General features: G+C 38.8%; 9 protein-coding genes and 1 pseudogene. 5 read left to right on the top strand and 5 right to left on the bottom strand.

The genetic code is table 11. The annotated features are described in order from the left end of the window. Positions 1-2: 2 nt before the first annotated feature. Positions 3-248 (top strand): hypothetical protein, encoded by a 246-nt coding sequence (locus QK255_RS08225; protein WP_002290128.1) that lies wholly within the window; start codon positions 3-5, stop codon positions 246-248. Between the two features lie 185 nt (positions 249-433). Continuing rightward, complete coding sequence (locus QK255_RS08230) at positions 434-1,138, top strand: hypothetical protein (protein WP_002290126.1); 705 nt, start codon at positions 434-436, stop codon at positions 1,136-1,138. Between the two features lie 725 nt (positions 1,139-1,863). On the opposite strand, the gene QK255_RS08235 is transcribed toward QK255_RS08230, so the two are convergent. Beyond that, positions 1,864-2,637: a phosphatidylinositol-specific phospholipase C gene (locus tag QK255_RS08235; protein ID WP_002290124.1), complete on the bottom strand. Its 774-nt coding sequence runs from the start codon at positions 2,635-2,637 to the stop codon at positions 1,864-1,866. A 156-nt stretch (positions 2,638-2,793) separates the two neighbouring features. Next, positions 2,794-5,235, bottom strand: coding sequence for a hydroxymethylglutaryl-CoA reductase, degradative (locus QK255_RS08240; RefSeq protein WP_002335591.1), 2,442 nt, complete (start codon positions 5,233-5,235; stop codon positions 2,794-2,796). Between the two features lie 184 nt (positions 5,236-5,419). On the opposite strand from QK255_RS08240, the gene QK255_RS08245 reads away from it, so the two are divergent. Next, positions 5,420-6,574: a hydroxymethylglutaryl-CoA synthase gene (locus QK255_RS08245; RefSeq protein ID WP_002290120.1), complete on the top strand. Its 1,155-nt coding sequence runs from the start codon at positions 5,420-5,422 to the stop codon at positions 6,572-6,574. 22 nt (positions 6,575-6,596) lie between these two features. Here the strand turns inward: QK255_RS08245 and QK255_RS08250 are convergent, their stop codons facing one another. After that, on the bottom strand, positions 6,597-7,349 hold the full coding sequence (locus QK255_RS08250) for a class I SAM-dependent methyltransferase (protein WP_002290119.1): 753 nt from the start codon (positions 7,347-7,349) through the stop codon (positions 6,597-6,599). 302 nt (positions 7,350-7,651) lie between these two features. Beyond that, positions 7,652-10,318, bottom strand: a complete 2,667-nt coding sequence (locus QK255_RS08255; RefSeq protein ID WP_002290118.1) for a cation-translocating P-type ATPase — start codon at positions 10,316-10,318, stop codon at positions 7,652-7,654. A gap of 341 nt (positions 10,319-10,659) precedes the next feature. Here QK255_RS08255 and cls point away from each other — a divergent pair, with 341 nt between their 5' ends. Continuing rightward, complete coding sequence (gene cls, locus QK255_RS08260) at positions 10,660-12,111, top strand: cardiolipin synthase (RefSeq protein WP_002329090.1); 1,452 nt, start codon at positions 10,660-10,662, stop codon at positions 12,109-12,111. Positions 12,112-12,386: 275 nt separating this feature from the next. Next, positions 12,387-13,597 (top strand): annotated as a pseudogene (locus QK255_RS08265) (IS110 family RNA-guided transposase). A 304-nt stretch (positions 13,598-13,901) separates the two neighbouring features. Here the strand turns inward: QK255_RS08265 and thiD are convergent. Then, the gene (gene thiD, locus QK255_RS08270) at positions 13,902-14,717 is read right to left on the bottom strand and encodes a bifunctional hydroxymethylpyrimidine kinase/phosphomethylpyrimidine kinase (protein ID WP_002291833.1); all 816 of its coding nucleotides are present in this window, start codon (positions 14,715-14,717) and stop codon (positions 13,902-13,904) included. Between the last annotated feature and the right edge of the window lie 262 nt (positions 14,718-14,979).

Genomic DNA, 14,979 nt, shown 5'->3' on the forward strand with positions numbered 1-14,979 from the left:
TTATGGATCCAATCGAACGCTTGAATTCTCTCTCGGAAGAAGTCATTCAGACTTTTCATTCCGATTTTGTCTTTTTGATCGATGCAGAGAAGATCCAACATTTTCCTGCAAGAAACTGGACACATGATCAAATTATCGAAGAGCTAAAAAAACGGTTCGATCATTCACTAATGGTCACAACTTGGCACGAACACGAAGTCATTTATTCACCTGAGTTACCTGTTTTTGCCTTGATACCGAAAAGATAAAAAGATTGGAACAGGTTATGTGAATAGATAACCTGTTCCTTTTTTTTATTTTTCTTTCAAAAAATGGAAAAATAAGCAAATTTTTCTGTTGTAATTTGCGTATACGCAAGTTTTTTTGCATTACTCCTTTTCATTTGGCTTTTTTTTTCTTATAATCGAAAGGGTATGAGCGAAGGAGAGAACATATGAAGAAAAAACAGAAACAAAAATTATTAAATCAATTCCGTCCTTCATTGGATGGTGTAAGAGGACAGTTATTCCGTTCTCTAGAAGATGAAAGCTTGAGACGTTATGGTTTGCCATTACAAGTCATGCTTGATCCCAAAAACCGTCAAATCTTAACGATCGGATTAGCTGGAAAAACAAATGAAGATACACGAATCAACGTGCCTATCGATGATAATTTCAATACTGTATTAAAGCGGATCCGTTCGGGAGAAAACGGTATTTTCGAACGATTCCGTGACAATCTTCTTATTGAGATCGTATCTTACTGGAATGATCAACGATTGAAAAACGATGAACCAACTGCACAAACCGTTGCAACACCAGTGACAGAAGAAACAGTCAGTGTGCCAGAAGAAAAAGTGGAAGAACCAAAAGCGGACACAACTGAAAATACACGCTCAACTGATACGAATGCCGCTTTAAGTTTTGCTGATTTTTCAAAAGCTGTTGCTGAGTATCCTAAATTTTACACAGAACAAAATGAACAAGAAGTAGTTATTTATGAAAAAAATGCGGATGAACCTCGTAAGTTAGCAACTATTTCTATGACTGCTGAAAATGAATTTGTCATCGAAAAAGCACTTGAACGAAAATACAAAGTCAAATTGACTTTGATTCCTTTAATTGAACAATTTGCAGCGACAGCGATTACCGATAGATAAAAATTCTATTTGTCACAAAAGGCTGGAATCGAAGATTCCAGCCTTTTTAGTCATATAATAAATAGTTAATATTAAAAATATATATCCGAATATAACAATAGATTCGTGCTTTTTTCAATTTGTTTTTCTTGTCTATTGCATGTCCTCTCTGTGAATGACAAAGCGTTGTCTTTGCGCATGTTCCAAAGGTTGCATACGCAAAGGACGATTATCTAAATATATGTCGTTTTGCACAGTTAAGACTCGTTGGCTCCGAACACTTTGTAGATAATAAACATCCCCATTTACATGCTCTTCCCAGTTGGTATCAATCGCCACCTTGCACGGTTATTTATACTTGCCTGATTCATTACATCTACAGTGAAAGAATTATTTTCTGATAACACGCGATTTCTATCAAGATGACTTTTCAACACATATGATTTACTCACAACATCATAATCTAGGAACCACTTTTGATTGCTTCCTCCATGGTTATGGTAAATAACCCCTGTGTTGTTTCCCCGATTCTAGTCTACTACTCTCCAAACATCTGCTTGACATTGAATAGAAGCGATATAGCCATGGTATTTGCCTCTGCTTTCAGTATCTTTTAATAAGCGATGATTGATGTCAATAATCGCATTGACGAGCTTTTCGCTTGGGTAATCGTTAGGAACGATTCCTATGTGTCTGATATTTCTATGTAATATACGACGATAGGTAAAAGGATTGGTTACTGCTGCCTACCCCTGTACGCCGCTCCAAAATCCGTTTGCACTTAAAAAATTGATATATTTAACACCATTCGTCCCTCTACTTTGATTTGCTCTATCAATTTGCTGCTCGACAGCCCATCGTTTATCATTTGGATTCACTGGATTCCAATAGTCTTGTATATCAAAACTTGACGGATAAGGGATTCCGACATTATTTCCCAAGAAATTACGAAAAATGACGATTTTTCCTCGTGTCTCGCTAAGAGTCGGATTAGCGTTTCCATAATAAAAGTAATCTCTCCAGCGACTATCTTGTAAATATCGTGTATTAAGAATATGGTTGAATGTATGGTCATTTTTACTACTGTATTCTTGTTTCAATCTCATATAGACTACTTCTTCAGGATTGTCACGAAGAAAGGCCACTGTTTTATTAAGTACATCACCGAAATTCTGGTTTAGATAGTACCTGTCGTGATGCATCGTAAAAACACCATCAATGGCACGTATATCTAAAAAACGTATTCCATTGTCAAGTTGCTTGCGGATGTCGATACTTTGTGTTCTCACATAATCACTGAGTCCTCCTCTATAAGTTGCTGTCGCTGAATTGTGTGTCCCTGGAATAGATAATTCTGATAGACGTACATCATCTCTTAACTGACTCATCCAATTCCGATTATATGTACGAGCTGTCCAAGATTCGGTAGTCATATTGGCATAAGAGATTGGGACTTTTAACCTAGTAAAAACACCCCAAAACAGATGCTCAGTAGTACGGTAAGTTTTTTTCTTATTCATAAGTTCTCCATTCTTTTTTATTTTGTGCGCACACTTAATTATAGCTAGAAAAATATTCTAACAATGAACGCATTTTTCTCGTAAAAGAAAAAAAGGCAAGATCTGCAGTAAATAAAATAACTGCAAATCTTGCTTTCTTCCTCTAAAGATACTTTTTTATTTTTCTCGGATTTTTTCCAATAGCTGTATAGCTGTCTGCTGATTCATCTTTTCTGCTTCACGTAATTTTTGCGCAACTTGCTCGATTTCCTCACCAACTGCCCCAATTGAGATCGCTAATGAACGAGCTTGAAGCCCCATGTGTCCTTTTTGGATTCCTTCTGTAACTAATGCTCGCAAAGCAGCAAGATTTTGAGCTAACCCTACAGCAGCCATTACTTGCGCTAGTTCCTTGGCTGAATCGACATCTAGCATAGCTAAGGATACTTTAGCTTTTGGCAGGATATTAGAAGCTCCGCCCACTGTAGCCACAGCCAAAGGCACTGTTAACTTCCCAACTAGTTTATTTTCTTTAATCTGCCAGTCTGTTAATCCTTGGTATAATCCGTTTCTTGCCGCATAGGCATGGATCGAAGCACTTACCGCACGTGTATCATTTCCTGTAGCTGCTACTACAGCTTCTATACCATTCATGATTCCTTTATTATGCGTCGCTGCACGATACGGATCAAGCTTCGCGTATTCCCCTGCTTGCTGGATTTTTTTAGCAATTTGTTCACCAATTTCTTTACTTCTTCCTAAGCGTTCAAAGGGGATTTCACAACAGGCAGAAGCCAACGATTCTGTAGCAAAATTACTTAAAATACTGAATAGAATCTCCTCCTCAGGGAACCATTCCCGTAATTTGTTTGCTACGCTCTCAAGAATCGAGTTGATCATGTTGGCACCCATTGCATCTTTTACATCCACTAAAAAATCAATAGATAGGTAGGCATGGAAACTTCCCATAAATTCCCGTGTAGAGATATCTTGAACACCGCCCCCGCGTTTCACGATGGAAGGATAGCTTTCATTTGCACAAAGAATCAGTTCTTCTTTTCGATGATTCACTGCATTGATCACTGCTTGATACTCCGATTTTCCTGATAGAACGATTTGTCCGCGCATCAGCCGTTGAGGTGTTTCTGCACAGATATTTCCGCAGATTTTTGCGCCATTGCTTGCAGCTGCAATAACAGATGGTTCTTCTGTAGCCATCGGGATCCATTTTTTCTTGCCATTGATTTGGAAATTTTGTGCAATGCCCATTGGGGTTTCCACTTCGCTCACTTGGTTTTCAATCATATGATCTGAGAGCTCTTCAGAAAGTGTTTGTTCCTCAAAAATCAGTGCATTTTCCTGTGTCAATACACCTTTTTCAACTAATTGACTGCGCCGTTCAGATGGCGTGAGCTGATAGAACTTTTTTTTTTGCAAATCCTCACGTGTTTGCTCCGTATTCGCTTCTAACAAGACTGCCAAGCCTAAACCTCCGCCAACACATAATGAAGCAATCCCGTATCTCTTCTGCTCACGAAGCAATCCGTAAGCTAACGTGGTCAAAATCCGTGCACCGCTTGCCCCAATTGGATGTCCTAATGCGATTGCTCCTCCATAGATATTGACCTTTTCTTCATCTAACTGTAGTTCTCGATTGACCACGATAGATGAAGCCGCAAATGCTTCATTGATTTCAAAAAGATCGATCGTTGGTAAAGCTATTCCTGCTTTATCTGTCAATTTTTGAATGGCTGTGATTGGAGCGATTCCCATGATGCTTGGATCAATACCAACTTCCGCTACTTCTTTGATGGTTGCCAAATAAGGCAGATTATTATTCTCTGCGTATTCTTTGGATGCAAGGATCACCACTGAGGCACCGTCATTCAATGGAGAAGCATTGCCTGCTGTTACTGTTCCTTCTTCCGAGAATACTGTACGTAATGTACCCAATTTTTCCAATGTACTATTTCCACGAACTGCTTCATCCTCAGATAACATGTCTTCAGCAGAAATCTTGAGCGGAATGATCTCCTCAGAAAACATGCCAGCTTCAACAGCTTGAGCTGCTTTCAATTGGGATGCCAAGGCATAACGATCCTGTTCTTCTCTGCTCACAGAAAATTGGGTTGCCACATTCTCTGCGGTTAATCCCATATGTGCATTTGAAAATGCGTCAGTCAATCCGTCGTTGACCATACTGGAAATTGGTTCGCCATATTCATTTGTTTCTGACTGATAGGGTTTCAGCATAGGTGCTTGTGACATACTCTCTGTTCCGCCTGCTACCACAAGCTCTGCTTCACCTAATTGGATCAGTTGACGTGCTAAAATCACTGCTTTCATACCAGATCCACAAACTTCATTGATTGTCATTGCAGGGACATCCACTGGGATACCGCTGTTCAGAGCAATTTGTCTAGCAACATTTTGACCATTACCAGCCTGCAGGACATTCCCGAATATTACTTGATCTATTTTATCTTTTTTCAGTTTTGTTTTATCTAATAATTCTTTGGTCACAAGTGTGCCTAATTCAACTGCAGTAAATGAACTTAAACTTCCGCGATACTTTCCTATCGGCGTTCTTGCAGCATCTATCATTACGACTTCTTTCAAGTAAGCCACCTCCTACAAAAATATACCATTCTTTGCTATAAAAACAAATAGCTCTTGTTCCAGTTAGTTTTTTCTAAGATTAAATTTTAACAATCCTTAAATATTTGCTTTTTTATATTTCTTTTAATCTTTTTATGATACTTTAGTAAAGTAAGTTTTTTATCATGAGTAAAGAGGTGTTGAAATGAAAATAGGGATTGATCGTCTTTCCTTTTTTATTCCTAATTTATATTTAGATATGACAGAATTAGCAGAAAGCCGTGGAGATGACCCTGCAAAATATCATATCGGTATTGGTCAAGACCAAATGGCAGTCAATCGTGCGAATGAAGATATCATTACACTAGGGGCAAATGCTGCCAGCAAGATCGTGACAGAAAAAGACCGTGAGCAAATCGACATGGTCATCGTCGGAACAGAATCCGGGATTGACCATTCAAAAGCGAGTGCGGTAATTATCCACCATTTACTAAAAATCCAATCTTTTGCTCGTTCTTTTGAAGTAAAAGAAGCTTGCTACGGTGGCACCGCAGCTTTACACATGGCAAAAGAATATGTCAAAAATCATCCAGAACGAAAAGTACTAGTCATAGCAAGTGATATTGCTCGTTACGGCTTGGCAAGCGGTGGTGAAGTGACGCAAGGTGTCGGTGCTGTTGCGATGATGATCACTCAAAATCCGCGTATTTTATCGATTGAAGACGACAGCGTATTTCTGACAGAAGATATCTATGATTTCTGGCGTCCAGATTACAGTGAATTTCCTGTTGTTGATGGACCTTTATCTAATTCTACGTATATTGAATCGTTCCAAAAAGTTTGGAATCGACATAAAGAATTATCGGGTCGAGGACTCGAAGATTATCAAGCGATTGCTTTCCATATCCCATATACGAATATGGGAAAAAAGGCATTGCAAAGCGTATTAGACCAAACAGATGAAGGAAATCAAGAACGGCTACTGGCTCGCTATGAAGAAAGCATTCGTTACAGCCGACGAATCGGTAATCTTTACACTGGTTCATTATACCTTGGACTAACTTCTCTACTGGAAAATTCGAAATCATTACAGCCAGGAGACCGCATTGGTTTATTCAGCTACGGTTCTGGTGCAGTAAGTGAATTTTTTACAGGTTATCTGGAGGAAAACTATCAAGAATATCTCTTCGCACAATCTCATCAAGAGATGCTGGATTCTCGAAAACGAATCTCTGTTGACGAATATGAAACGATTTTCAGCGAATCGCTTCCTGAACATGGAGAAAGCGCAGAATATACATCAGACGTACCTTTCTCGATTACAAAAATTGAAAATGATATTCGTTATTACAAAATATAATACACGCATAAAAAAGATCCCTTCACGAAATGTGGGGGGATCTTTTTTTGTCCTTGGACCAGAGAAGCAGTCGATAGGTCAACCTAGTCGTACTGATGATTTCTGGTTTTTCACTGAATAGTTTGCGAATATATCTAGTCATAACAGGATCTTTTGCGTGCTCTTCATAGTACATCTTCATCCACTCTTCAGTAATTGATTCCTGTGCAAAATAAGTAAAATCTTTTTTCTTTACTTTGAATCCTTTATCAATTAAATATGATTCAAATTGATCCATGATAAATGGGGTTGTATTAGGATCTTCTTCTATCATTCCTAGTTGCTTTTCGATAGGATAAAAAACATCATCGATTGATTCCACTACTCTCATTATCACGCACCATTTGCTTGACTTTTTCATCAGTTTTTCTAATTGATTGGGATGTGTCAAAGCTGGGTTTGCTGCTGTAAAAACCACTTCATATGTCTCACTGGATTGGATAAATTCTTCTAATGATCGTTTGATAAAGGAAACATTTGATAAGTCAATTTTTTCTGCTTCTTTTTTTGCATTTGCTAACATTCCTGAAGAAAAATCAATCAAAACGTAGTGATTAACTTCTTTTGCTAAAGAAAGAAATCTGCCAGATCCTCCGGCAACGTCTGCTACTATTTCAGCAGGCAGGACTTTCTCCGACTTCAGATATTTTCTTACATCTTCTGCAATAGTTGTTTGTGATTCTTGCTGGATTTCATAATATTCTTCCGCAAAATCATCCCATTCTTTTTCATTCATTTGAATCCCTCTAAATTTTTGATTTTTGTTAGATATTTTCACTTTTCGGAATAAATAATTCTCCTCTTTTAACTATTATATCTCTTTTGATGAATAAAAAAATGTTTTGCTTTCCGTCTATTATAAATAAAAAAAGACTGTGACAAACGTCGTGTCACAGTCCCTTATTCCGAATAAACGGTGTTTAATCAGCTGACCTTCGGTATTAGCTCAACAAACGGCAAAATATGAGGAACTATTTTTCCGTTTGTTTCTCTAATACTCAGATCAGAACGCTGATTTCACAACCTCCTTGATTCGTTTTATTTATTTCCTTGTACTCGTACAATGATCAATTTCGTGATTTCCATCAAGATGATTGTCACAAGGGCGATTCCCATACATGTAAAGACTTCTGTCAATCCAAATGCTGATGGGATAGAGAAGACTTCTTTCAGTCCTGGAATCATTGTTAAGCAGTAAAGCGCGCTACATACAACTACAGCTAGTAAGACACTTCTGTTAGAGAAGAACCCTGCTTGGATAGCTGTTTGTGTATTTGAACGTGCTGGGAATGTTTGCAATGTCCGACACCAAATTAATGTTGAAAATGACATAGCTACACCGAATTCAGGTGAATGCTGCATGCCAAGCCATTGAGCGAAGATAACAGCAATCCCAATCAGCACACCACGATACGTTACAGAAATCAATGTTTTGTCCGTAAAGATTCCTGAATTTGGATCTCTTGGCGGACGGTTCATCGTAGCGGGTTCTGCTTTTTCTGTACCTAATGCAATCGCTGGCAGTGAGTCATTGACTAAATTGATGAACAGCAGTTGTAATGCTGTAAATGGATTGGACCAGTCAGCAACTAAGGCAAAGATGATCGCAATGATCGCACCTAAGTTTCCGGCAAATAGATAAGAAATAGCTTTCTTGATATTATCAAACACGTTACGTCCTACTTCTACTGCGCTGACAATAGAAGCAAAGTTGTCATCCGTCAATACCATCGCTGCTGCATCTTTTGCCACATCTGTACCAGTTCCCATAGCAATCCCGATGTCTGCTTGTTTCAATGCTGGTGCATCATTTACGCCATCACCTGTCATAGCGGAGATATGACCTTTATTTTGCCAAGCACGAACGATACGGATTTTATTTTCAGGAGAAACACGTGCATAAACGGTGACTTTTTCTAAAACTTCGTTTAGTTGCTCTTCTGTTAATTCATCTAATTCCGTTCCAGTCAGAGCTAAGTTTCCTTCTTCAAAAATCCCGATTTGTTTTGCGATAGCAACAGCTGTTGTTTTGTGATCACCAGTAATCATGATCGTTTTGATTCCTGCACTTCTTGCTTCTGTCACCGCTTGAGTGACTTCAGCACGTGGAGGATCGATCATAGCAAGCAAACCAACAAGGATCAAATCATCTTCATCTTCAAATGACAAATCAAAATTATCAAGTGGACGGTAAGCAAAAGCTAGTACACGTAATGCTCGTGTTGAAAAAGCTTCATTTTGCTCTTGGAATTTTTTCATCAATTCATCCGTCATCGGAACAACTTCGCCATTCAGTAATACCTTTTTACTGCGTTGGAAGACGATATCTGGTCCCCCTTTGACAAATAAGTAATTTTCGTTATCGATCGTGTGTCCAGTAGACATCAATTTTCGATCTGAGTCAAAAGGAAGTTCTGCTTGTCTTGGGTAGTTGTTTCGAATTTCCTGATAAGGCTGGTTTAGTTTTTCACTAAAATCGATAAACGCTACTTCCGTAGGGTCGCCCAATTTAGTCCCATCTTCACTGATTGATGCATCATTCGCTAAGACACTGATTTCAATCAAACGACGTTCGTCAGCTGTCCACTTTGAAGGATCGTTTGTGAAATCTCCAGTATCGCCATTTCCTAAAAAGTAGTCAACAACTGTCATTTTGTTTTGTGTCAATGTACCCGTTTTATCTGTACAGATGATACTTGTCGAACCAAGTGTCTCAACTGCTGGAAGTTTTCGGATAATGGCATGACGTTTCGCCATTTTATTCGTTCCCAAAGATAACACGATTGTTACGATAGACTGTAATGCTTCTGGAATAGCAGCTACGGCTACGGCTACGGCAAACATCACTGCGCTGACGATATCTGCAGTCATATCTCCTGTACCTTCTCCAAGATAAATACGGAACAATTGGATACCTAAAATCAGTAGAGATAATGCCAAAATAGCCAGACTTAATTTTTTACTGAATTTATCCAGACCTCGTTGTAACGGAGTGACTTGCTCAGTTGTTGATTCCAAAAGACCAGCAACTTGTCCGATCTCCGTATTGTTCCCAGTTGAAGTCACTAAGAATTTACCGCGTCCGTAAGTTACGATCGTTCCACTGAATACCATATTCGTACGATCACCGATTGGAACAGTACTTGTGATATCCATTACTTCTTTTTCTGCGGAAGTCGACTCTCCTGTCAGCATGCCTTCATCTACTTTTAATGAACCCGCATCTAGTAATCGTCCATCAGCAGGTACATAATCGCCTGCGTCTAACAACACGATATCCCCTACGACAAGTTCGTTTGCCGGAATCGTTTTTTCTTTACCGTCACGAATCACTCGAGCATCAGGTGCTGAAAGATTTTTCAATGCCTCTAAAGAACCTTCTGCTTTTTTTGTTTGGACAACACTGATGATAGAATTCAACATCAACACTGCAAAAATAACTAAGAATTCGATGTAGTCTCCCATGACCATCTGAATCAGTGCGACAATCAGCAATACGATAACCATTGCATCTTTGAAGGTTTCTAAGAACAATTTCCAAGTTGGCTTCTTCGGCTTTTCTTTTAGCTGGTTCAAGCCATCTCTTTCTAATTTTTCCTTCGCTTGCGTGGTGCTCAATCCATCGGTTGAGCTCTGCGTTTGCTGCATCAACGAATCGATCGTTTCTTTATAGACCGCTTGTTGTGCTTGTTCCTTGTTTTCCAAATTTCATCCCCCATTTTTTGATCTCGGTCCTAGTCCTGTCTGAAAAAAAAGAGACCTAAGACAAATACGCATTTGTCTTAGGTCTCACCATTTCATACAATACCAGAAAACCATTTGGTTAACTTACTGTTGATATTATCGCAACAAAATGTTGCCGGTTACTCCCCTAAGGAGATATTCAACTGTACTAATATCCTACCTTATTAAACTACAAAAAGCAACTACTTTAGCCCGATTTACCTACATTTTCATGAAAAGAGTGAAAAGTATATTCACCTTGGTAGGCTTCTTTCTTCTATCATGCTATACTAATGTTATTGTATGTAAGGAGGAACATTTTTGTGGTATCTAGTATTATAACCGCCCTTTATCTATTGAATGCACTTATTGCTTTAGTGGCTATCTTGATCAAACCCCGAGATGTAGCAGCTATTTGGGCATGGCTCTTAGTATTATTTGCCCTTCCTGGGGTGGGTTTTGTATTATATTTATTTTTCGGACGTGGATTAACGGATAAGAAAAAATTCTATCTCCGACAAAGTGACTTGAAAGAATTAGAAAACTTTCAGTCTTTTAGAGGAGATACCATTGAACATTACGATCCTGACATGGGCGACAAAGACAAACAACAATTTGTCGACTTCTTCTCTTCATTAAATCGTATGCCGCTGACAAGAATGAATTCTGTCACTCTTCTCACAGACGGACAAAAGAAATTAGATTCACTGCTTCAAGATCTAAAAAAAGCCAAACATTCGATCCATATCGAATATTACGCATTTGTGACAGATACTATCGGTCAGCAAGTCTTACGCGTTTTAGAAGAAAAAGCCGCAGAAGGCGTAGAAGTTCGTATATTATATGATGCATTTGGCTCCCACGGCACAAAAGCAAAAGATTTCAATCGTCTAATCAAAAATGGTGGACATGTCCATACATTTGTTACCTCGCAAAAAGCATTGCTTCGTTTCCGATTGAACTACCATGATCACCGGAAAATCGTTGTGATCGATGGAAAGATCAGTTACACCGGTGGCTTCAACATTGCCAATCAATATGTAAATACGACAAAAAAATTCGGCTATTGGCGTGATACGCATATACGGATTTTCGGTGCCGCTTCTTCTTTGCTTCAACTTCGTTTTTTAACAGACTGGAACGTCTCAGTTCCTGAAGAAAAAAAGGTCGGCTATCATTTGAATTATTTCTTTAAAAAAGCCGATCGAGACGAATCCAAACTTGCTGATACATCCATCCAGCTTGTCTCAAGCGGACCAAATAACGAACGCGAACAAATCAAGCTTTCGTTTATCAAATTGATTACTTCTGCTAAAAAACGTGTTTGGATACAGACGCCTTACCTCGTTCCTGATGAAAGTGTCATTGCTGCTTTGAAAATCGCAACTGCTTCTGGTGTCGATGTGAAAATCATGATCCCCAATAAACCGGATCATCCTTTTATTTATCGAGCAACACAATATTATGCGCGTCAGCTCATCAAGGAAAACGTACAAATTCTTGTCTATGAGAATGGCTTCCTCCATGCAAAAACATTGATAATGGATGATGAAATCTGCATGGTAGGTTCAGCAAATCAAGATATTCGTAGCTACCGATTGAATTTTGAAACAAGTGCTGTCATCTACGATCCTGAGTTTTTAGAAGAACTTGCTACTCAGTTTAAAGAAGATGAGACACATTGTTCACCAATGACGACTGAAACAGTGAAGGAAATGTCTAATTGGCTGTTATTCAAGCAACAAATTTCTCGATTATTTTCTCCAATCTTATAATTTTTCCATTCAAGTAGAGAAACATACTAAGATTAGAGGGGAACATCATTGACGAATGATGTTCTCCTCTATTTTCTATTTTTAGATTATAGTGAAGAGTGAAAGAAAGTTCGAACAAAGCCTTGAGGACTACGAGTCCCTATCAAAAACCGAACTTCTTTACTGTCATTTTAGAATCAGGTTTACGTATGTTGGGGCCATGAGCCCGTGTATAGGAAATTGGAATCGAAATGAAGCAGTAAAGTTCTTTCAAAACTTAAAAAGGAGGAATACAAATGCCTTACATTCTTGCATTAGATGTTTCAATGGGACACAGCTACAGTGTCCTATACAAAGACGACACCTGCTTATTTGAAGACGAGATCGAACACACTCAAAGAGGATTTCATGCATTACTCGAAGAGATCCAGCACTTGCCTGAACGTCCATTGATTGTTTTTGAAGCAACGGGGATTTATTCCAGACCAGTCGAAAAGTTCTTTCAAGATCATCACTTTTCTTACTGTTTGTTAAACCCGTTAGAAGCGAAAAAACAGATGGAAGAAAGCACCTTACGCAGTTGGAAAACAGATAAATCGGATGCCCACCGGCTCGCACAGACTCATCTTAAAAATCAACGTCAGCCAAAAGAAGTACAAAGCAATTTTTACTTAGAGATGCGCGATTTAGCCCGTTTTTATCAAGAGATTGAGAAGAAAATCACTCGTCTGCGCATGGATTTACACAACTGCCTTCAGTTGACTTTTCCAGAGCTTGAACAGTTCTTTTCAAACAGGCTGACCCCTTACGCATTGACATTGATCCGTCTTTTTCCCCATCCAGATTTTGTATTGGCATCTACTCGGACAAAAATAAACTGATCAACGAAACACGGAAAAAAATCTCCGCGAATCGTGCCGAGCAAAAGGCAGATCAAATCATCCACTATGCACAGTGTGCCTATCCAGCTGTTGAAAAAGACAGTATCCACTGTCAAAAAACGATCTATTACGCCGAACTTCTCCAAGATTTACTCGAACAAAAAGAAGCACTGGCGACACAAATGATCAAAAAAGCCGAAGGCTCTCCTTGCTTTTCGTTGTACCAAACGTTCCCTGGGATCGGCGCACTCACAGCCGCTTTATTGATCGGTGAATTAGGAGATATCACACGATTTAAAACCCATAAACAATTGAATGCCTTTGTCGGAATCGACATCCGACGGTATCAATCAGGTAAGTATACTGGCCAAGACCGCATCAATAAGCGTGGTAATCCCAAAGCACGGAAAATTATTTTCTTCACCATTCGAAATATGATTCGCCAGCAACGCGCAGCTCCTAATCATATTGTCGATTATTACTACAAATTAAAAAAGCAACCTATTCCTAAGAAAGATAAGGTTGCCACAGTTGCTTGTATGAACAAGCTTCTGAAATGTATGCACGCTATGGTTAGGGCACATACAGAGTACGACTATGCGTACGCGGTCTCAGTGGACCATTAACTAAACCACTTACAGTATACCACTTCTTTGCCCAGATCGAAAATTTTTTACGAACGGGGCTTTATTTGGTGTGCCTTGATTTTGTCGCTTTCGTTTACGAGCTATTTTTCTTACACCTTTTACTTGACTAATCGTAGGAAAAGAGGCTGTGACAAAACGTGTCACAACCTCTTTTTCTGAATAAACGGTGTTCAATCAGCTGAACTTCGGTATTAGCTCAACAAACGGCAAAATATGAGGAACTATTTTTCCGTTTGTTTCTCTAATACTCAGGACAGGACGCTGATTTCACAACCTCTTTCTTTTACTCTAATTCACTGGCTGCCCAATGATTGATTGGTCCATATTTATGCCCTACGTTTATTTCTTCACGAATCGCACGGTTTACATAGTCTTTTGCCAATCGGATCGCTTGTTCTACTGTTTTTCCTTTAGCTAATTCGGCTGCAATACATGCAGATAACGAATCGCCAGTTCCATTGATCCGGTCAGTAGGATAAAATGGCGCATTCAGCCAAAATGATTTTCCTGATTCAAGCAATACGTAGTCGTTGACTGTTTCTTGCTGCGCATCTTTTGCATGATGTCCTTTGATCATGACGTTTTTCGCACCCATCTCTTGCAGTTCTTTTGCTGCTTGCACAAAATCTTCTTCAGTTGCTAATGTCCGTCCAGTCAGCTTTTCTGCTTCGTAAAAATTAGGTGTCAGTACTTCGGCCAAAGGGACAAGTTTTTCTTTCAAGCTTTGCAAAGCAGATTCTTCTAGTAAAAGATTTCCATGTTTCGTTACGATCACGGGGTCCACGACTAATGGTCCAAAATCATATTTTTGATAATTTTTTACAACTGTCTCAATCAAATTTGAATCTGCTAGCATACCTGTTTTAGCTGCACGTATTTGAAAGTCCTCTGCAATCAGTTCAAATTCTTTATCGATAAAATCGGTTGGCAAGGTCACACTTGCTCCGATTCCGTAAGAATTTCCTGCAACACATGCGGTCATGACAGAAACACCGTAAACACTTCTTGTAAAGAATGTATGCATATCTGCTTGCATCCCTGCGCTTCCATCGCTATCTGATCCTGCGATCGTCATTGCTTGTACATACTGCTCTTCCATTAAATCGATCCCTCCATTTTTATAAAAAAATTTTTTCATGATGCTGTTACTGTTTCTATTATATGTTTTTCAAAGTATCCCTCAGTAAATATACCACTACCTTTTCTTGGTAATCAAATTTATTTGAAAAAACATTTGTAATAAATCAGAAAATAGTTGTCATTTATTTGAACTAGTTATTCTAATAACAAATACCTGCTATTCGATTTGTATATATTTCAGTATCCTTCTTGTTTTCATATAACCAATGGCGCTATGATTT

The sequence above is a fragment of the Enterococcus sp. ZQ21 genome (assembly GCF_030053755.1).
In the GTDB taxonomy this organism is placed as follows: domain Bacteria; phylum Bacillota; class Bacilli; order Lactobacillales; family Enterococcaceae; genus Enterococcus_B; species Enterococcus_B lactis.